The organism is Thermomonas flagellata (assembly GCF_022419185.1).
GTDB classification, from domain to species: domain Bacteria; phylum Pseudomonadota; class Gammaproteobacteria; order Xanthomonadales; family Xanthomonadaceae; genus Thermomonas; species Thermomonas flagellata.
Window position 1 is genome coordinate 60551 of the sequence record NZ_JAJOZK010000009.1, and the last position, 18806, is coordinate 79356.

14 protein-coding genes and 1 pseudogene are annotated in these 18806 nt (G+C 73.7%); 5 read left to right on the top strand and 10 right to left on the bottom strand.

What is annotated here, in order from left to right:
- Positions 1-30: 30 nt before the first annotated feature.
- The gene (locus ML340_RS09500) at positions 31-1242 is read left to right on the top strand and encodes a hypothetical protein (RefSeq protein ID WP_240099025.1); all 1212 of its coding nucleotides are present in this window, start codon (positions 31-33) and stop codon (positions 1240-1242) included.
- Positions 1243-1325: 83 nt separating this feature from the next.
- On the opposite strand, the gene ML340_RS09505 is transcribed toward ML340_RS09500, so the two are convergent.
- The 4 genes from ML340_RS09505 to ML340_RS09520 are packed head-to-tail and all read right to left on the bottom strand — an operon-like array spanning position 1326 to position 4836.
- Positions 1326-1556: an RNA-binding S4 domain-containing protein gene (locus ML340_RS09505; protein WP_240099027.1), complete on the bottom strand. Its 231-nt coding sequence runs from the start codon at positions 1554-1556 to the stop codon at positions 1326-1328.
- A 5-nt stretch (positions 1557-1561) separates the two neighbouring features.
- Complete coding sequence (locus ML340_RS09510) at positions 1562-2206, bottom strand: general secretion pathway protein GspB (RefSeq protein WP_240099029.1); 645 nt, start codon at positions 2204-2206, stop codon at positions 1562-1564.
- Entirely contained in the window at positions 2206-3837 is a 1632-nt protein-coding gene (locus tag ML340_RS09515) for an ExeA family protein (RefSeq protein WP_240099031.1), read from the bottom strand. Before ML340_RS09515 ends, ML340_RS09510 begins: the two co-directional genes overlap by 1 nt.
- A gap of 39 nt (positions 3838-3876) precedes the next feature.
- Positions 3877-4836: a DMT family transporter gene (locus ML340_RS09520; protein WP_240099033.1), complete on the bottom strand. Its 960-nt coding sequence runs from the start codon at positions 4834-4836 to the stop codon at positions 3877-3879.
- A 109-nt stretch (positions 4837-4945) separates the two neighbouring features.
- Here ML340_RS09520 and ML340_RS09525 point away from each other — a divergent pair, with 109 nt between their 5' ends.
- Positions 4946-6631 (top strand): serine hydrolase, encoded by a 1686-nt coding sequence (locus tag ML340_RS09525; protein ID WP_240099035.1) that lies wholly within the window; start codon positions 4946-4948, stop codon positions 6629-6631.
- A 9-nt stretch (positions 6632-6640) separates the two neighbouring features.
- On the opposite strand, the gene ML340_RS09530 is transcribed toward ML340_RS09525, so the two are convergent.
- The 3 genes from ML340_RS09530 to ML340_RS09540 are packed head-to-tail and all read right to left on the bottom strand — an operon-like array spanning position 6641 to position 10383.
- Positions 6641-7258 (bottom strand): response regulator, encoded by a 618-nt coding sequence (locus ML340_RS09530; RefSeq protein ID WP_240099037.1) that lies wholly within the window; start codon positions 7256-7258, stop codon positions 6641-6643.
- Between the two features lie 54 nt (positions 7259-7312).
- The gene (locus ML340_RS09535) at positions 7313-8203 is read right to left on the bottom strand and encodes a hypothetical protein (RefSeq protein ID WP_240099039.1); all 891 of its coding nucleotides are present in this window, start codon (positions 8201-8203) and stop codon (positions 7313-7315) included.
- Between the two features lie 8 nt (positions 8204-8211).
- Positions 8212-10383, bottom strand: coding sequence for a M1 family metallopeptidase (locus ML340_RS09540; RefSeq protein WP_240099041.1), 2172 nt, complete (start codon positions 10381-10383; stop codon positions 8212-8214).
- Positions 10384-10492: 109 nt separating this feature from the next.
- Between ML340_RS09540 and ML340_RS09545 the strand changes: the two genes are divergently transcribed.
- A complete protein-coding gene (locus ML340_RS09545; protein WP_240099043.1) occupies positions 10493-12523 on the top strand; it encodes a tetratricopeptide repeat-containing sulfotransferase family protein in 2031 nt (676 codons plus the stop codon).
- A 46-nt stretch (positions 12524-12569) separates the two neighbouring features.
- Entirely contained in the window at positions 12570-15050 is a 2481-nt protein-coding gene (locus tag ML340_RS09550; RefSeq protein ID WP_240099045.1) for a TonB-dependent receptor, read from the top strand.
- 113 nt (positions 15051-15163) lie between these two features.
- On the opposite strand, the gene ML340_RS09555 is transcribed toward ML340_RS09550, so the two are convergent.
- The 3 genes and pseudogenes from ML340_RS09555 to ML340_RS09565 form a co-directional block, all read right to left on the bottom strand.
- Positions 15164-16081, bottom strand: coding sequence for a peptidylprolyl isomerase (locus ML340_RS09555; protein ID WP_338064429.1), 918 nt, complete (start codon positions 16079-16081; stop codon positions 15164-15166).
- 264 nt (positions 16082-16345) lie between these two features.
- Positions 16346-17686: pseudogene (locus tag ML340_RS09560) on the bottom strand (polyhydroxyalkanoate depolymerase); the annotation flags it as partial.
- A 61-nt stretch (positions 17687-17747) separates the two neighbouring features.
- On the bottom strand, positions 17748-18341 hold the full coding sequence (locus ML340_RS09565; protein WP_240099047.1) for a class I SAM-dependent DNA methyltransferase: 594 nt from the start codon (positions 18339-18341) through the stop codon (positions 17748-17750).
- Between the two features lie 39 nt (positions 18342-18380).
- Between ML340_RS09565 and ML340_RS09570 the strand changes: the two genes are divergently transcribed.
- Positions 18381-18800: a HemJ family protein gene (locus tag ML340_RS09570; RefSeq protein ID WP_240099049.1), complete on the top strand. Its 420-nt coding sequence runs from the start codon at positions 18381-18383 to the stop codon at positions 18798-18800.
- The last annotated feature ends 6 nt before the right edge of the window (positions 18801-18806 follow it).

Genomic DNA, 18806 nt, shown 5'->3' on the forward strand with positions numbered 1-18806 from the left:
CGCGGGCGCCGCCTAGACTGGGTCATCCCGTTGCCGAAGCCCGCGATGCGCCTGCGCTGGTCGTCCATCCTGCTCTGCCTGCTGGCCGCGGCCTGCAGCCGCCCGGCGCCGGTCGAGACCAGCTCCGGCCTGCAGCAGCCGGCGAGCGCGGCGCCGACGGTGCAGCGCATGCCGCAGCCGGAGATCGACTGGTCGCCGGTGCAGCTGGAGGCCGGCAATGCCTGGGTCTCGTGCAGCCCCGACTACCACCAGGGCGAGGGCGCGCCGATCCTGTCGCTGGCTTACCTCGACCTGCGCCGCGTGCTGCAGGATTGCCGCGCCAGCGGCCTGCTGCGCCTGCGCTATGTCGGCAAGGTCACCCCCAGCTTCGCCGCGCTGGCCGAGCGAATGGGCAAAGTCGCCTCCGACCTGCGGATCGGCAAGCGCATCCTCGACATCGACTCCACCGGCGGCACGGTCGAGGCGGCGCTGCGCGCCGGCGATGCGATCGGCGAGAACGACTGGACGATCTGGGTGCGCAACGACTCGCACTGCTACAGCGCCTGCGTGCTGCTGCTGCCGGCCGGCGACATGCGGGTGCTGGCCGGCCCGGTCGGCATCCACCGCATGATCCGGGTGCAGTCCACCGCCAGCTCGCGGCGCGAGTTGGGCGAGGAGCTGCGCAAGGTCAGCGAGGACCTGCGCAACTACCTCGAGCGCAACGGCGCTTCGCTCGAGCTGTACGACATGATGAGCACCGTCCCCAACCGCAGCCTGCGCATCCTCACCGACGCCGAGTTGGAGCGGCTCGGGCTGACCGGCGAGAACGCGGTCGAGGACGACCTCAACCGGATCCGGCTGGCGCGCCGCTGCGGCAGCGACTTCCTGCGCCGCAAGGACGCCTTCCGCCAGGCCTACGAGGCGCAGTGCCTGCGCCCGGCGCAGGCCGGGGATGCCGACGTGGATGCGATCAACGCCTGCGGCCTGGCCCTGCGCGCGCGCTTCGGCTTCCCGGACCCGCGCTGTCCCGACGTCGGCCCGATGTCCGAGCTGGACGGTGCCCTGCTGGCGATCCCGGAGGCACCGCCGCCGCCGGAGATCCACGACGCCCCGGCCCCGGTCGAAGTGCGCGCGCCCGCCGCGCGGCACGTTCCGGCGCCCTCCGTGGCCCCGGCCGCGCAGGCGGCACCGCCGGCGCATGCGGGCGCGGTCGCGGAGGGTGCGTCCACTCCCGGCGGCGAGGAGGCGGCCTCGGCGAACTAGGCAGCCGGCACCGCCTCCGTCGCGCTCGAAACGCGCCACGTCCTCATACAGCCGCAGGCTGCGGCGTGGATCGGCCTGTGCGCCTATCCGACGCCGTCCGCGCCCAGCACCCGGATCTCCACCGCGCCCACCCGCACCCGCTGGCCGGCCCGGATCTTGGCGGTTTTGCGCAGTTCCAGCGCGCCGTCCACCTGCACCGCGCCGCTGGCCACCAGCTGCTTGCCGGCGCCGCCGGAAGCGCACAGGCCGGCCAGCTTCAGCAGCTGGTTGAGTTCGATGAACTCGCGGTCGAGGGTGAAGTCGAGGGCGGGCATGGCGGTCACGGCAGCGGGAGGCGGGCGCGCACGCCCTCGCGTTCGACGATCACCCCGTCGCGGCGGATCTCGATCACCTGCACGCCGTTGCGGCGGTCGCCTTCGGCCATGCGCTGGCCGTCGAGGATCACGAACCTCCGCGCCGGATCGGCATCCCACACATGCATGCTCAGGCGCATCGGCGGCAGCCCGGCGGCATCCGCCTCGGGCAGGTCGGCGGCCGCCGTGGCAGCGTTGCCGGCAGGCGCGGGGGGCGAGCTCGCGGGCGCTGGCGGAGGCGTGGGCGTGGCGACGGGGGGAGGCGGCGGAGCTGCGGGCGAGGGCACCGCGCGCGCCTGCGCTGGCGTGGGGGCGGGCGGCGGTGCGAGGGCGGGAGCGACCATCCGCGGCGCGGCGGCCAGGGCCGGTGTCGCGGCCGCTGCCGCGGGCGCGTCCGTGGGCATGGCCGGTGCGGCCGGCGGCATGCGCCAGCGCCAGAGCGCCAGGCCGGCGACGATCGCCAGCAGCAGCGCCGCCGCCAGCCAGGCGCCGCGGCGGGCCAGGAGCGGTGGTTGCGCCGGCGCCGGCGGCAGCTCCTGCGCCAGATCCGGCGCCTGGCCGCGGCGACGCTCGGCCTCGGACTTGCGCAGGGCTTCCAGGATCAGCGACATCAGCGGTTCTCCAGGGTGCGCAGCAGGCGCGGGCCGTGGTCGGGATCGGCCAGCGCCATCAGGGTCAGCGGGCCGGCCACGCCGTCCGCGGGCAGCCCGCGCGCGGTCTGCAGGGTGCGGATCGCCTGCCGCAGCGCGGCATCGTAGGTATCGCCGGCAGGCAGGCCGGGCAGCCGTGCGCGCAGCCAGGCCACGGCCGGGCCGCCATCGCCCGGGCGCGGCGGGGTGGCCAGCAGCGCCGGGCCGCGCCACAGCCCGGCATAGCGGCCGTCCCAGTGCGCCTGCAGCAGCAGGCGGTCGAGATCGAAGGTGTGCGTGCCCAGCTGCAGCCGCACCCGGCGCGCGTCGGCGCCGCGCAGCAGCGCCCAGGCGGTCTGCCCGTCGCGGCCGCGCAGCGCCAGCAGCAGCGGGCGGTCGAGGGCGAGCAGCGGGTCCAGGCGCGGGCTGCGGCCCTGCACGCAATGCACGTCGTCGGGTTGGCCGGTCGGCTGGCACGGCCCGTCCGCGGCCACCGTGATCGCGTCCGCCGGCAGCGCCCACAGGCCGAGCAGGGCTTGCCAGGCCGGCACCGGGTTGGCGTCGGCGCGGGCGAGCAGGGCGTCCAGCTGCGCGCCATCGAGCGTGGGTACCGGCGCCGCCGGCGTGGAGGCGGGCAAGGCGTGCGCTGCGGATGCGTTTGCCGGCGCCGGCATGCGTGCCGCGGTGGCCGGTGTGGGGCCAGCGGAGGGCGGCGACAGCCGCCATAGCGCCAGCCCGGCGGCGATGGCCGCCACCACGGCAGCGAGCGCGAGCCAGCGCAGGTGCGGCTGCCGGTGGCGCGGCGGCAGCACTTCGGCGGCGGCGGCGTCCACCAGGCGCGCGTCGATGCGGTCGGCGTCGCGCGCATAGCCGGCCAGCAGCGCGCGCTCGGCGATCACGTTCAGCAGCCGCGGGATGCCCCCGGCATGCCGGTGCAGGCGGCGCACCGCGCGCGCGGTGAACGGGAACTGGGTGCCGCCGGCGACCCGCCAGCGGTGGCGCAGGTAGGCCGCGGTCTCCGCCGGGTCGAGCGGGGTCAGGTGGTAGCGCGCGGTGATCCGCTGCGACAGCTGGCGCAGCTCCGGGCGGGCCAGCAGGTCGCGCAGCTCGGGCTGGCCGAGCAGCAGCACCTGCAGCAGCTTCTGGGTGGCGGTCTCGAGGTTGGTCAGCAGCCGCACCTGCTCCAGCGCGTCGGCCGGCAGGTTCTGCGCCTCGTCGATCAGCAGCACCACCCGGAGGCCCTGCGCATAGGCCTCCAGCAGGTAGGCGTTGAGCGCGTCCACCAGCGCCTTGGCGCTGCCACGGCGGCCGCCGATGTCGATCTTGAGTTCCTCGCAGATGCTCTCCAGCAGCTCCATCGCGTTCTGCCGCGGGTTGAGCACCAGCGCCACCCGCGCGTGCGCCGGCAGCCGCTCCAGCAGCAGCCGGCTCAGAGTGGTCTTGCCGGTGCCGACCTCGCCGGTGAGCAGCACGAAGCCGCCGCCGCCGCCCTGGTCGATTCCGTAGAGCAAGTGCGCCAGCGCGTCGCGGTGGCGCTCGCTCAGGTGCACGAAGCGCGGGTCCGGGGTGATCGAGAACGGCGGCTCGCGCAGGCCGTAGTAGCCGAGGTCCATCCGGCTAGCCTGCCACGCGCCGGCGCCCGCCGTCACCGCTCACTCCTCGGCGACCTGCTTGGCCTCGCTCACGCCCAGCAGCTCGGCGTGCTCCGGCGGCTGCGGCCCGCGCCGGCCGAGCAGCAGCGCATGCGCGAACACCGCCCCGAGGATGATCGCCACCCCGGCGTAGAAGCGCGCGCTCAGCTCTTGCTGCTCGCCCAGCAGCAGCGCCGCCAGCACGATCGCGTACACCGGCTCGAGGTTGACCGCCAGCTGCGCGGTGAACGCCGACAGGTGGCGCAGCGCGACCAGGCACAGCGCGAACGGCAGCAGGGTGCAGCCCAGCGCGAGCAGCAGCAGCCAGAGCACGTCCATCCCGGCCGGCAGCGCCAGCACCGGCCCGGCGAACGCCGGCATCAGCCGCGGCATCAGCGGCGCCAGCAGGCTCAGGGTCAGCACCCCGGCGCCCAGCTCCAGCGCGGTCACCGCCAGCGGCTCGCCGGCTTCGACCATGCGCTTGTTGAGGCTGCCGAACACGGCGACCAGCGCGGCCGAGAGCACCCCGATCGCGATCCCGGCGTGCATCCCGGCCGGCACCCCGCCGACCACCAGCCAAATCCCCGGCAGCGCCGCCAGCCCGAGCAGCAGTTCGCGCGGCTGGAAGCGGCGCCCGGTCAGCAGCGGTTCCACCAGCGCGGTGATCGGGGTGGCGAACGCGATGCAGGTAGCCGCGACCGAGGCGTTCGACAGCTTGATCGCGCCGTAGAAGGTCAGCCAGTGCAGCGCCACCAGCGCGCCGATCCCGGCGTAGGCCCAGCGCGCGCGCACCGGGATCGCGCGCAGCCCGCGCCAGACCGCCGGCAGCAGCGCGAGCGCGGCGACCACGATCAGCATCCGCCACCACACCAGCGGCAGCGCCGGCAGGGTGATCAGTTTCCCGAGGATGGCGGTGAAGCCCCACAGCAGCACGCACAGGTGGATCTGCCAGAGGGCGCGGGTGGTGGCCGGGTCGCGCATCCGGCGATTATCGCCGAGCGCCGCCCGCCGCCCGCGGCGGCATGACCATCGGCGCGTGCGCGCGGCATCGGCCGCGGCATACTCGCGGCAGCCCGAAGGAGCCCTTGCGATGCCCCCGATCCCGACGCTGCGTCCGCGCCTGCCGGCGTTGCTGCTTGCCCTCGCCGTGGCCGGCAGCGCCGCCGCCCAGTCCACGCCCGCCGCCCCCGCGCCGCCGCCGATCCGGATCGACGACACCCAGGCGCCGCTGCCGGCCCCGGCGCTGGATGCGGCGGCGCAGGCCCGGTTCGACGCGGTGGTCGAGCAGGTCCGGCGCCAGTTCGAGGTGCCGGGCGTGGCGGTGGCGCTGGTCCGGGACGGGCAGGTGGTGCTCGAGCGCGGCTACGGCGTGCGCGAGCTGGGCAAGCCGGCGAAGGTGGATGCGCACACCCTGTTCGCGATCGCCTCCAACACCAAGGCGTTCACCGCCACCGCGCTGAACATGCTGCAGGAGGACGGCCGCCTGAAGCTGACCGACCGGGTGATCGATCACCTGCCGTGGTTCCGCATGAGCGATCCCTACGTCACCTTCCACATGCGCGTGCGCGACCTGCTCGCGCACCGTTCCGGGCTGGGGCTGGGTGCCGGCGACCTGCTGTACTGGCCGACCACCACCTACACCACCCGCGAGGTGGCCGAGCGCCTGAAGGACGTGCCGCTGGCCGGCGGCTTCCGCGAGCAGTACGCCTACGACAACATCCTGTTCGGGGTCGCCCAGCTGGTGGTCGAGCAGGCCTCCGGGCAGAGCTTCAAGCAGTTCCTGCAGCAGCGCATCTGGCAGCCGCTGGGCATGGCCGAGACCCGCTACAACAGCGACGACCTCGCCGCCGGCGACGACGTGGCGATCGGGCACGCCAAGTACGACTTCAAGGACCTGCGCCCGATCCCGACCCCGACCAGCTGGCGCAACGTGTCCGGCGCCGGCGGCATCTATTCCAGCGCGCACGACATGGCGCGCTGGATGCGCCTGCAGCTGGCCGCCGGCGAGATCCCGGACGGCGGCGGCAAGCGCCTGTTCAGCGCCGCCACCCAGCGCCAGATGTGGACCATGCTGACCCCGATCCCGGTGCCGGCACCCGCGGTGCCGGCACTGGCGCCGGCGGTGCCCAACTTCCTCGGCTACGCGCAGGGCTGGCAGCTGTCGGACTACGCCGGGCACAAGCTGGTCTGGCACACCGGCGGCTGGCCGGGGCAGGTCTCGCGCCTGACCCTGGTGCCGGAGCGCGGGATCGGCATCGTGGTCCTGACCAATGCCGAATCCGGGGCGGCGTTCAATGCCATCACCTACGCCGCGCTCGACCTGCTGCTCGGGCGCGCGCCGCACGACTGGGTGTCCGCCTACGCCGCCGCGCAGGCCAAGGCGCAGGGCAATGCCGAGGCCGACTGGAACAAGCACCTGGCCGCGCGCGACGCCGCGAGCACGCCATCGCTGCCGCTGGCGAAGTACGCCGGTACCTACCGCGATCCCTGGTACGGCGACGTGCAGATCCGGCTGGTCGGCAAACAGCTGCAGATGCAGTTCGCGCACACCCCGGATCTCGCCGGCACGCTCAGCCACTGGCAGCACGACACCTTCCTGGTGCGCTGGCGCGACCGCAGCCTGAACGCGGACGCCTTCGTTAGCTTCGCGCTCGATCCCGACGGCCGCATCCGCGAGGTGCGCATGCAGCCGGTGTCGCCGCTGACCGACTTCAGCTTCGACTTCCAGGACCTGCGCCTGGTGCCGGTCGCGGCCGAGGCCCCCGCCGCGCGCTGAGCGGGCGCCTCAGGCGGGCGGGGTGGCGGCGGCGTCCTGCGCACGCGTGCGCGGGCGCGCCTGGTGGCGCGGCACGTCGTCCGCGTCCAGCAGCGCCTCGATCCGGCTGAACACCTCCGCGCGCGAGAACGGCTTCTTCATGAAGTCGTCGGCGCCGATCCGCTGCACGTAGAACTGCTCGGTGGCGGCGGCATTGCCGCTGATCATGATGATCGGGATGTGGCGGGTGCGCTCGTCGCGGCGCAGCGCGCGCAGCGCGTTGAAGCCGTCCATGCCCGGCAGCACGATGTCCAGGAAGATCAGGTCCGGCACCTCGCGGCGGGCGAGTTCGATCCCGCTCTCGGCGTCGCCGGCTTCCAGCACCGCGTACTGGTTCTGCTGCAGCATGCGCTTGAGCAGGGCGACGATGGTCGGGGAGTCGTCGATCACCAGCATGCGCGTGCCGGGGCGCGCGTTGCGGCGTGGCTTCTGCCTGCGCTCGGGGCCGTCGTGGCCGTCGCCCGGATCCGGCGCGGCCGCGACCGGATCGGTGGTGGGATCGGCCGGCAGCGGTGCCTGCGGCGCAGGGCCGGGCGTCGCGGCGGGCGCCGGAGCGCGGCGGCGGCGGAACAGGTCGAACAGGGACACGCGGATTCCCCCCGGTGTGGTGCGCCCCGATGGTAGCGCGCCGGGCGGCCGCGTTCAGCGACGCGCGTGGCAGTCCGCGGCCAGCGCCGCAAGCGCGTACAGGCGGGCGATCCGCGACCAGGCCAGCACCGCCACGATCAGGCTGGCCAGCAGCAGCGCGGCCAGCACCGCCGCGAGGCCGCCGCCGTCCACCTGCTGGCGCAGCCAGAGCAGGGCCAGCGCCGGCAGCAGCCCGGCCAGCCAGGTCCCGACCCAGACCCCGAGCACCGCCAGCGGACGCCGCAGCAGCAGCTTCAGCCCCCGCCACCAGGCCGCGAGTGCGGAACGCCGGCGGCCGTCCGCCGCCAGCCAGCCGCGGCCGGCGTCGGTGCTGGCCAGGGCCAGCACCGCCAGCACCAGCCCGACCCCCTGCGCCAGGCGGTTGCCGGGGACCAACTCGCTGGCCAGCACCGCGTGCGGGTGCGCGGCGGCGTTGGCGGCCAGCAGCCCGGCCGCCACTGCCGCCGCCAGCGCCAGCAGCAGCAGCGACCACAGCAGCATCCGCAGCAGCGGGCCGTATTCGCCGATCGCGCCGCGCAGCAGGGCGCCGAACCCAAGCGGGGTGCGCGCGCGGATCGCGGCCAGCACCGCGCCGGCCAGCAGCGGCGCCAGCAGCAGCATCAGCAGCGCGTGCGCGGCGATGTTGGTGCCCAGCAGCACGAGCGGTGCCTCGCGCGCCAGCAGCGCGTCCAGCGCCAGCGCGGGGGCGCGCCCGGCCGCGATCGCCGCGGCGTGCACGGAATGGTCGAAGCGGTCGCCCAGCCAGCCCCAGGCCGGCAGCGCGGCGAGCACGGCGGCGGCGAGGCTGGCCAGCACCCACAGCAGCCACAGCCGCCACTGCAGGGCGGCGCGCAGGGCGGGGACGAGGGCGGAGCGCAGGGACAGGGGCGCGGCGGTCGCGGACATGGCGGGCCTCAGGCGAAGGTCAGCAGGGCGAAGGCGGACTGCAGCAGCGCGATGAGGTCGCCGAACCAGCGCCGGCTGGCGCGGGCATCGGCCTCCAGGGTGCGCGAATCGTCCAGCTTGTCGCGGTCCATCCACAGCCGGTGGTCTGGATCCAGCTCGGCGGACACCGCGCGCGCCGGGGTCACGAAGGTGAAGCGCTGCCAGCGCCCGGGCGCGTCCACCACGATGTCGCGCCGGCTGCCGTCGGCGAAGCGCACCCGCAGCAGCTGCGGCGCGGCGATGCCGTCGCGCCGCACCAGCACGGTGGTCTGGTAGGGGAATGCGCCCTGCCAGGCCGGCGCCTGCGGATGCGCGGCCCGCCACTGCGCGCGCCGGCGCGCGATCGCGGCGTCGATCTGGGCCTGGTCGACCGCGACCATGCGCCCGCGGTAGGGCAGGTAGCCCGGGCGCGGCAGCAGCTCGCGGCTGCTGAGTGCGGCGATGCGGTCGTCGACCGCGCCGGTGCCGTAGACGAAGGACTCGAACACCCCGTCCACCAGGTCCGCGCGCCCGGTGCCCTCGGCCAGCGCCGCGCGCAGGTCGGCGATCGAGGGGTGGCGGAACTTCCAGCGCTGGTAGTACAGCCGCATCGCGCGTTCCATCGCCGGGCTGCCGACCAGCGCCTCGAGCTGGCGCATGGCGGTCGCGGTGCGCGAGTACACGGTGCCGTAGCTGGCGCTGGACATCCGGTTCCAAGAATTGGCGCCGAGCGGGTCGGCCGGATCCCGCAGCGCGGCGCCCAGGCGCTCCATCTGGAACGGGGTCAGCCGCATCCCGATCCCGAACAGCCGCGACCATGGGCGTTCCAGCACCAGGTCCTGGCCGCGCGCGGTCATCATGCGCTGGTCCCAGTACTCGTTCATGCCCTCGTCGAGCATCGGCTCCTCGAACTCGTTGGAGGCGAGGATCCCGTAGAAATAGCCGTGCCCGAACTCGTGGATGGTGACGAAATCCAGCATCCAGCGCTGCAGGCTGCCGGGGGTCACGGTGTCGGTGTTGTCGGCGGTGAAGAAGGTCGGGTACTCCATGCCGCCGGCTTCCTGGGCGCCGTAGGGCGGGATCACCGCGGTCACCGTGCGGTAGGGGTACGGCCCGAGCGTGCGCGAGAAATACTCCAGCGCGTCGATCGTGGCCTGCAGCACCGGCCCGGCGTTGCTGGCGTATTCCGGCGGGTAGAGCACCTTGACCGCGACCGGCCCGAGCGGCCCGGCCCAGGTCTTCTCCAGCGGTGGCGCATAGCGCTTGTCGGCGGTCCAGGCGAAGTCGTGCACGTCGCCCTGGCGGTAGTGCCAGGTGGTCTTGCCGCCCTGCCGCCGCGGCGGCGCGACCAGCTCGCCGGTCGCGCCGACGGTGTAGCCGTCGGGCACGGTCAGGCGCACGTCGTACAGCCCGAAGTCGGCGTAGAATTCGCTGTGCAGGTGGAACTCGTGCGCGTTCCAGCGCGGTGCGGTGGCGCCGCGCTCGCCCGGCAGCTCGAGCACCGCGATCTTGGGGAACCACTGCGCGATCAGGTGGAAGCTGCCGTAGTAGCCGGTGCGCGCGACCACCCGCGGCAGCTGGTCGAAGAAGGCGATGTCCAGGGTGGTGCTGGCGCCGGGTGAGACTGCCTGCGGCAGGTCGATGCGCACCACCGTGCGGTCGGTCTTCGGGCCGTGGTCCGGCTGCACGAAGGTCCAGCGCGCCGGCTGCCCGCCCTGGGTCACGCGCTCGAGGCGGATGTAGCCGTATTCGCCGTCGCCGGTGGCCACGTTGCTGCGGAAGCCACGCTCGCTGGCGCGCTGCTCGGTCATGAAGGTGCTGCCCGGCCCCTCGAAGGCATTGAGGTACAGGTGCAGGTACACGCTGCACACCGGCTGCGCGCTGCGGTTGCGCCAGGTCAGCTGCTGGCGGCCGCGGACGGTGTGCTTGTCCGGGTCCAGCTCGGCCTGGATCGCATAGGTCACCACCCGGTCGGACAGGGTGGCCTCGCGGCCGCTGCGCGGCCCGCCCCAGGCGTCGGGCGCGCTCGGGGTACGCACCGCACCGGCATCGGGCGCGGCCAGCGCGATCGGCGGGCAGGCGGGGGCGGCATCGCGAGCCTGGGCCGGCAGCGCGCAGGCGGCCAGCAGCAGGGTGAGGCAGAGGGCGGGCAGTCGGGACATGGCGGCCGGGGCGGACGGGACCGGCGCAGCCTGCGGCAGCCGCGCGCGGCTGGCAACCGCCAAGGGTCATGCCCAGCGCACCTGGCGGGCGCGGCCGTATGATCCGGGCATGACCACCGCGCCGCCGCTGGCCACTGCCGATGCTGCGCTCGCGCACGGCTTCTCGCTGCTGGCGGAGGCGCCGGCGCTGGCGGCCGCGCAGGCCGAGGCCCTGCTGGAGGCGCTGCCCGGGCATCCGCCGGCCCGCCTGCTGCTGGGCATGGCTCGGCTCGCCCAGCAGCAGCCGCAGGCGGCGCTGGCGGTCTTGCAGCCGCTGGCCGCCGAGCAGCCGGCGGCGCCGCAGGTGCACATGGCCCTGGCCGACGCCTGGGCGGCGATGCATTACTGGGAGGAGGCGGTCGCCGCGGGCGAACATGCGCTGGCGCTGCAGCCGGCGCTGCCCGGCGGCTGGCTGCGGCTGGGGAACTGGTGCGACCACCTCGGTCGGCGCGCGCAGGCGGAGGTGGCCTTCCTGCGGCACGTGCAGGAGGCCGTCGCCGATCCGGCCCTGCTGGCCGCCGGGCGCGCCCTCGCCGAAAACGACTTGGCGCAGGCCGAACAGCGCCTGCGCGCGCGCCTGCGGCAGTGGCCGCAGGACGTGGCGGCGCTGCGCATGCTGGCCGAGCTGGGCCTGCGCCTGGGCCGCAACGAGCAGGCGATCGCGCTGCTGGAGGAATGCCTGCGGCTGGCCCCGGGCTTTGCGGAAGCGCGCCGCCAGTACGCACTGGCGCTGGACCGCGGCAACCGCCAGGCGGAGGCGTTGGCGCAGGTGGACGCGCTGCTGGCGCAGGCCCCGCGCGATCCCGCGTTGCGCAACCAGCGCGCGGTGCTGCTCGGCAAGCTCGGCGACTACGCCGGCGCGATCGCCCTGTACGAGGGCCTGCTCGCCGAGCACCCGCGCGATCCGCGGCTGTGGACCAGCCTCGGGCATGCGCTCAAGACCGAAGGCGAGAGTGGCCGCGCGGTCGCGGCGTACCGCCATGCAATCCGGCTCGACCCCGGCTTCGGGGTCGCGTGGTGGAGCCTGGCCAACCTCAAGACCGAGCGTTTGACCGCCGAGGACATCGCGCAGATGCGGCACCAGCGCCAACGCGCGGATCTCGACCAGGACGCCCAACTGCACCTGGACTTCGCGCTCGGCAAGGCGCTCGAGGATGCCGGCGAGCATGCCGCCAGCTTCGCCCACTACGCCGCCGGCAATGCCGCGCGCCGACGCCAGCTGCCCTACGACGCCGCGCTCAACCACCGCCGCGTCCGGCATGCGTGCGCGGTCTACACCCGCGAGTTCTTCGCCGCGCGCGCTGGCTGGGGTTGCCCCGCGCGCGGGCCGATCTTCGTGGTCGGGCTGCCGCGCGCCGGGTCCACCCTGATCGAGCAGATCCTCGCCAGCCACCCGCAGGTGGAGGCGACCATGGAGCTGCCGGAGCTGATCGCGATCGTGCGCGAGCTGCGCGCGCGCGCCGGCGACCCGGAGCGCACGTCCTACCACGATCTGGTCGCGGGGCTGTCCGCCGCGGAGGCGCGCGCGCTGGGCGAGCGCTACCTGGCGCGCACCGCGGTCCACCGCCGCCTCGGGCGCCCGTTGTTCATCGACAAGATGCCCAACAACTTCGCGCATCTGGGGCTGCTGCGGCTGATCCTGCCGCAGGCGATCGTGATCGACGCACGCCGGCATCCGCTCGACTGCGGCTTCTCCAATTTCAAGCAGCACTTCGCGCGCGGGCAGGCCTTCAGCTACGACCTGGCCGACATCGGCCGCTACTACGCCGACTATGTCGCGCTGATGGCGCACTTCGACGCGGTGCTGCCCGGCTGGGTGCATCGGGTGGTGCACGAGCGCCTGGTCGCCGACACCGAGACCGAGGTGCGCGCCCTGCTGGCGCACTGCGGATTGCCGTTCGACCCGCGCTGCCTGCGCCCGCACGAGACCCGGCGCGCGGTGCGCACCGCCAGCGCCGAACAGGTGCGGCGCCCGATCAGCAGCGCCGCGATCGGCCGCTGGCGCCACTATGGGCCCTGGCTCGGGCCGTTGGAGCAGGCCCTGGGGCCGGTGCTGGCGCATTACCCGGATCCGCCCCCGGGGCTTGCCGGAAGCGCGTAAAAAAAGCGTAATAGGCCCACGGGGAGTCGCTTTCGGGGAGCCTGCCATGCGCGCCAGCCGTCCGTCGTGTCCGTCCGTCCGCCGCCGAAGCCCGGCGCCCCTGCCACTGGCCGCTGCGGTCGCCCTCGCGATCGCCGGGCCGGCCTGGGCGCAGTCGGCGCCGGCCGCCGCCACTGCGCAGGAGCGCGAGCCGCGCACCCTCGGCACGGTCACCGTGACCGCGCAGAAGCGCGAGGAGAACCTGCAGAAGGTGCCGATCAGCCTGCAGGTGCTGGGCAGCACCCAGCTCGAACAGCAGGACGTGCAGGACTTCAAGGACTACGCCAAGCTGATCCCGAGCCTGTCCTACGGCACCGCCGGCGGCGGGGTGTTCTCCGGCCCGGGCTTCGTGCAGGTGTACATGCGCGGGGTCGCCAGCGGCGGCGACGGCAACCACTCCGGCTCGCAGCCGAGCGTGGGCATGTACCTCGACGAGCAGCCGATCACCACCATCCAGGGCGCGCTCGACATCCACATGTACGACATGGAGCGGGTCGAGGCGCTGGCCGGCCCGCAGGGCACCCTGTACGGCGCCAGCTCGCAGTCGGGCACGGTGCGCATCATCACCAAGAAGCCCGATCCGAGTGCGTTCGCGGCCGGCTTCGCGATCGAGGGCAGCAAAGTCGAGCACGGCGGCTACGGCCACGTGCTGGAGGGCTTCGTCAACCTGCCGCTCCAGGGCAACACCGCGGCGGTGCGCCTGGTCGGCTGGCAGAAGCACGACGCCGGCTACGTGGACAACATCCGCGGCACCCGCACGTACCCGACCTCCGGGATCACCGCCAGCAACGCCGCGGTCGCCAAGGACAACTACAACACCGCCGACACCGCCGGCGTGCGCGGCGCGCTGCGCTTCGACCTCGACGAGCACTGGACCGTCACCCCGCAGCTGATCGCGCAGAAGCAGAAGGCCTACGGCAGCGCCGGCATCGACCCCAACGTGGGCAACCCGGCCGCCGGCTACGACACCAGCAGCGCGCCGCTGGCGGTCAAGCACTTCTATCCGGAGTTCTCCGACGACCGCTGGTACCAGGCGGCGCTGACGGTGGCCGGCAAGGTCGGCAACTTCGACCTCACCTACGTGTTCTCGCACCTCAGGCGCGACGTGGACTCGGCCTCCGACTACAGCGACTACGGCTTCTGGTACGACACCCTGGCCGGCTACGGCGCGTACTTCTACGACGATGCCGGCCACCTCATCAACCCGGCGCAGTACATCCAGGCCAAGGACGGCTACCGCCGCAGCAGCCACGAGCTGCGCCTGGTCTCGCCGCAGGACCGCCGCCTGCGCGTCACCGCCGGCCTGTTCTGGCAGCGCCAGACCCACGACATCCTGCAGCGCTACCGGATCGACGGGCTGGCGAACGTGCTGTCGGTGCCGGGCTGGCCGCAGACCATCTGGCTGACCGCGCAGCAGCGCCGCGACGGCGACGAGGCGGTGTTCGGCGAGATCTCCTACGACCTCACCGAGCGCGTCACCGTCACCGCCGGCAAGCGCTGGTTCCGCACCGACAACGCGCTCAAGGGCTTCTTCGGCTATGGCGCCGGCTTCAGCAGCAGCACCGGGGTGTCGCAGTGCTTCTCGTCCGAGCAGTTCCACGGCGCACCCTGCGTGAACCTCGACAAGTCGGTGCGCGAGAGCAACTCGATCGGCCGCCTCAACCTGACCTGGCAGGTGGACGCGCGCCGCATGCTGTACGCGACCTGGTCGCAGGGCTACCGTCCCGGCGGCATCAACCGGCGCGGCACCCTGCCGCCGTACAAGGCGGACTTCCTGACCAACTACGAGATCGGCTGGAAGACCAGCTGGGGCAACAATGCCCTGGTGTTCAACGGCGCGCTGTTCCGCGAGGACTGGAAGGACTTCCAGTTCTCATACCTCGGGCAGAACGGCCTGACCGAGATCCGCAACGCCAACCAGGCGCGGATCAACGGGCTGGAGCTGGATCTCACCTGGGCGGCGACCTACAACCTGCAGGTCAGCGGCGGCTTCGCCTGGTACGACCCGCGCCTGACCGCCAACTACTGCGGCTGGCTGCGCAGCGACGGGCGCCCGGAGACGGTCTGTCCGCCGGGGACGCTGGACCCGAACGGCAACCCGGTCAGCGGGCCGCAGGCGCCGCGCGGGACTCAGCTGCCGATCACGCCGCGCTTCAAGGGCAACCTCAACGCGCGCTACACCTTCGACCTCGGCGAGGGCGAGGCCTACTGGCAGGCGACGCTGGCGCACGCCGGCAAGCGCCGGGTGGACCTGCGCGAGGCGGAGACCGCATTGCTCGGCTACCTCGACGCCTATACCCTGCTCGATCTGGCCGCCGGCTGGCGCAAGGGCAACTGGACGATCGACGTGTTCCTGAAGAACACGTTCGACAAGCGTGCCCCGCTCACCCGCTTCGCCCAGTGCGCCGCGTTGACCTGCGGCCATCAGCCGTACACGGTGGTCGCCCCGCCGCGGACGCTGGCGGTGCGCTTCAGCCGCGAGTTCTGACCCGCGGCGGCGGGGCGCCCGGGGTGATCCCGGGCCATGCGGGAGGCGACTGTCCGGCCGGCTTGGGCATCACGGTCTCCGCACTTGAAGGCGGTGCAGGCATGCCGCCCGGATCAGCGCGCGGCGGGGGCCTCGCGCACCGGCAGCGGCACGTTGCACAGGTCGATGTGCCCGGCCGGCTGGGTGTAGAAGGCATCGACCCGGTTGCGCCGGGCCTCGGTGGCTTCGCGGAAGGCCTGGCTGTCGGTGCGCAGGGCCTGCAGCGGCAGGCGCTGGGCGGGCGGCAGGTCGCTGCCGATCGCCGCGGCCAGGATCGGGGTGCGCTGCGCCGGGTCCGCATACACCCCGATCGGGGCGGGCCCGCGCGGCAGGCTGCTGAGCAGCTCGATCCCGCGCACCACCCGCCCGACCACGCTGAGCTGGTGGTCGAGCGCGCGCGGGGACTGGCCGATCACGGCATACAGCTCCGCGCCGGTGCTGCTGTCGGGCGGGTTGTTGCGGCCGGCGCCGACCACCCCGTAGCAGTGCGCGATCCAGACCTTGCCGGTCTTGGGGTCGCGCGCGGCCGGGAAGCCGTCCACGAAGCCGACCTGCGGCGCCCAGCCGTCCGCGTCCGGCAGGCGGTCGAAGCGCAGGCCCTTGGCGCTGCGGGTGAATTCCGCCGGCAGGTGGGCGGCCACCCCGGCCGGCAGCGGGCGCGCCTTGGCCGGATCGTCGCTGTCGGCATCGCCCCACTGCGCCACGAAATTGTCCTGCACCCGGTACACGCTGGTCCCGTTCCAGAACCCGCCGCGGGCGAGGGCGCGGATGTTGGCCACGTGCGCCGGGGCGAAGCCGGGCGCCAGTTCGATCACCACCTGCCCGCGCGGCAGGGTCAGGTAGAGCAGGTTGGCCTGGTCGAGGTCGCGCCAGGCGCTGGCCGGCGCGGCATCGACGATCTCCTGCGCGGATTTGCGCTTGGCGCCCTCGGCGGCCTGTGCCGCCGGCAGCAGGGCGAGGGTGAGGGCAAAGGCGAGGGCGTGGCGGGTCATGCGGCGGCGCTCCGGGACGAGCCGGCAGCATAGCCGCGCCCGCGCGCGGCGTCAGGCGCTGCCGGAGGCGCCGTCCTTGCGCGGCTTGCGCTTGCCGCCGCCGTCGCGCTTGTTGACCGTGGCCCAGGCGATGCGCTCGGCCTCCTCGCGGCTGTGGCCGCGGGCCAGTTCGCTCTCGGCGATGGCGCGGGCCTCGCGCTGCTGCTTGTCGGTGTAGGCGGATTTGTCGCCGCGGGGCATGGCAGGGGTCCTCCGGGTGCCTCTGCGGGAGCGTGCGGCGGTTCCCGTGAGCCCGGGGTGAGCGCCCGCGGCGGCGGCCGGGGCGCGGTCGTGCGCGGCGATGAAGTCGCGCACCTGCGGGTAGACCTGGGTGCGCCAGCGGCGGCCGCTGAAGATGCCGTAGTGGCCGGCGCCGGCGACGGTCAGGTGCTGGTGGTCGGCGGCCGGGATGCCGCGGCACAGCGCGTGCGCGGCGCGGGTCTGGCCCTGGCCGGAGATGTCGTCCAGCTCGCCCTCGATGGTCAGCAGGGCGCTGGCGGTGATCGCCTGCGGGCGCACGCGCTCGCCGCGCACGTCCCATAGCCCGCGCGGCAGCAGGTGCTGCTGGAACACAATGCGCACGGTGTCCAAGTAGTACTCCGCCGGCAGGTCGAGCACGGCGTTGTATTCGTCGTAGAAGCGGCGGTGCGCGTCCGCGGACTCGAGGTCGCCCTTGACCAGGTCCTGGTAGAAGTCCCAGTGCGAGAGCGAATGCCGCTCCGGGTTCATCGCCACGAAGCCCAGGTGCTGCAGGAAGCCGGGGTAGACCCGGCGCCCGGCGCCGGGGTAGTTGGCCGGCACGGTGTGGATCAGGTTGGTCTCGAACCACCACAGCGGATGGCGGGTGGCGAGGTTGTTGACCGCGGTCGGCGACTGCCGGGTGTCGATCGGGCCGCCCATCATGGTCAGCGAGCGCGGCACCGGCTCGCCGCGCGCGGCCATCAGCGACACCGCGGCCAGCACCGGGACGGTGGGCTGGCACACGCTGATCACGTGCACGCGGTCGGCGCCGAGGTGGCGCAGGAACGCCTGCACGTAGTCGATGTAGTCCTCGAGGGTGAACGGGCCGACCTCGGCCGGGACCATGCGCGCGTCGGTCCAGTCGGTGATGTAGACCTTGTGGTCGGCCAGCAGGGTGCGCACGGTGTCGCGCAGCAGGGTGGCGTGGTGGCCGGACAGCGGCGCCACCACCAACACGGTCGGGTCGTCCTTCATCCGCGCCAGGCCGTCGGCCTGGTCGTGGTAGCGCTTGAACCGCAGCAGTCGGCAGAACGGCTTCTCCAGTTCGACCCGCTCGACCACCGGCACCGGCAGCCCTTCGACCTCGATCTGGTGGATGCCGAACGCGGGCTTCTCGTAGTCCTTGCCCAGCCGGTACAGCAGCTCGAAGCCGGCCGCGGTGCGCGCGGCGCCGGGCAGGGCCGACAGCCAGCTGTCGGGGGCGGAGTACATCTGCGCGCCGGCCTGTGCCCAATAGGCGTAGGGGGCAAGGCTGGCGCGCCAGAGTTCGTGCAGCGGATACAGCAGCATGGCAGGACATCCACCCGGTTTGCGGCGGCGCAGCATAGCGCGATGCGCGCAGCGCCGCCTTGACCGCCCGGACTGGCGGCTGAACGCCGGGCCGGGATCAGTCCGGACGTTCCAGCGCGGTCGTGCCGCTTGCCAATCGCGGCGACAGCCAGCAGTGCGAGCCGAGCGGCTGCAGCCCGAGCGCGCGCAGCCGGCGCCGGTACCAGGCTGCCGGGCGCGGCTGGAATCCGACCCGGTCGCCCTCGATCGCATCCTCGGCGGTGAACACCTCGAGGAAGGCGACTCCGCCGCACAGCGCCGCCAGCCCCGGCAGCCCGCGCCGCAGCTCGTCGGTGTCCAGGTAGTGCAGCACGTCGCTGCAGACCAGCAGGTCGACCGGCGGGCAGGGGCGCAGCTGCGCGAAATCGGAAAAGCGCGCCGGATGCAGGTTGCGCGTGCGGCCGTAGCGGGCGATCGCGTAGGCGCTGGGGTCGAAGCCGAGGTAGCGCAGCCGCGGCCGTAGCGCCAGCAGCGGGGCGCGCCAGGCGCCCTCGCCGCAGCCGATGTCGAGCACAGTGCGGACCGGGCGCTCGAGGTGGTACTCGGCGGTCGCCAGCGCCAGCTGCACCTTGCGCCGCAGGCGCGCGGCCCCGCCCAGGCCCCGGCGGCGGTACCAGTGGTCGAAGTAGGCGCGGTCGTAGGTCTTGGCCATCGTGGCATCCTACCGGCCGGATCCCCGCGCGAGCCGGCCATGGCCTACCTCTTGACCAAGACCTTCCACCTGCTGTTCGTGATCGCCTGGATGGCGGCGGTGTTCTACCTGCCGCGGATCCTGGTCAACCTGGCCGAGGCCGGCGACGACCCGCCGGTGCGCGCGCGGCTGGTGCTGATGGGGCGGCGCCTGTACCGCTTCGGCCACATCGTGTTCGGGATCGCGTTCGTGCTCGGGCTGGTGTTGTGGCTGCACTTCCACATCGGCGGCGGCTGGCTGCATGCCAAGCTGCTGCTGGTGGCGCTGCTGCTGGTGCATTTCGTGCTCGCCGGGCGCTGGGTGAAGCGCGCCGGCAGCGGCGGCGCGCTGCCCTCGGCCACCGCCCTGCGCTGGTTCAACGAGATCCCGGTGGTGCTGCTGTTGATGGTGATCTGGCTGGTGCTGGCCAAGCCGTTCTGAGCGGCG

Excerpts from the sequence above, each read along its gene's own strand:
- ML340_RS09505 (WP_240099027.1), bottom strand. The coding sequence starts at position 1,556 with ATGCCCGCCCTCGACTTCACCCTCGACCGCGAGTTCATCGAACTCAAC.
- ML340_RS09510 (WP_240099029.1), bottom strand. The coding sequence starts at position 2,206 with ATGTCGCTGATCCTGGAAGCCCTGCGCAAGTCCGAGGCCGAGCGTCGC.
- ML340_RS09515 (WP_240099031.1), bottom strand. The coding sequence starts at position 3,837 with ATGGACCTCGGCTACTACGGCCTGCGCGAGCCGCCGTTCTCGATCACC.
- ML340_RS09520 (WP_240099033.1), bottom strand. The coding sequence starts at position 4,836 with ATGCGCGACCCGGCCACCACCCGCGCCCTCTGGCAGATCCACCTGTGC.
- ML340_RS09525 (WP_240099035.1), top strand. The coding sequence starts at position 4,946 with ATGCCCCCGATCCCGACGCTGCGTCCGCGCCTGCCGGCGTTGCTGCTT.
- ML340_RS09535 (WP_240099039.1), bottom strand. The coding sequence starts at position 8,203 with ATGTCCGCGACCGCCGCGCCCCTGTCCCTGCGCTCCGCCCTCGTCCCC.
- ML340_RS09540 (WP_240099041.1), bottom strand. The coding sequence starts at position 10,383 with ATGTCCCGACTGCCCGCCCTCTGCCTCACCCTGCTGCTGGCCGCCTGC.
- ML340_RS09545 (WP_240099043.1), top strand. The coding sequence starts at position 10,493 with ATGACCACCGCGCCGCCGCTGGCCACTGCCGATGCTGCGCTCGCGCAC.
- ML340_RS09550 (WP_240099045.1), top strand. The coding sequence starts at position 12,570 with ATGCGCGCCAGCCGTCCGTCGTGTCCGTCCGTCCGCCGCCGAAGCCCG.
- ML340_RS09555 (WP_338064429.1), bottom strand. The coding sequence starts at position 16,081 with ATGACCCGCCACGCCCTCGCCTTTGCCCTCACCCTCGCCCTGCTGCCG.
- ML340_RS09565 (WP_240099047.1), bottom strand. The coding sequence starts at position 18,341 with ATGGCCAAGACCTACGACCGCGCCTACTTCGACCACTGGTACCGCCGC.
- ML340_RS09570 (WP_240099049.1), top strand. The coding sequence starts at position 18,381 with ATGGCCTACCTCTTGACCAAGACCTTCCACCTGCTGTTCGTGATCGCC.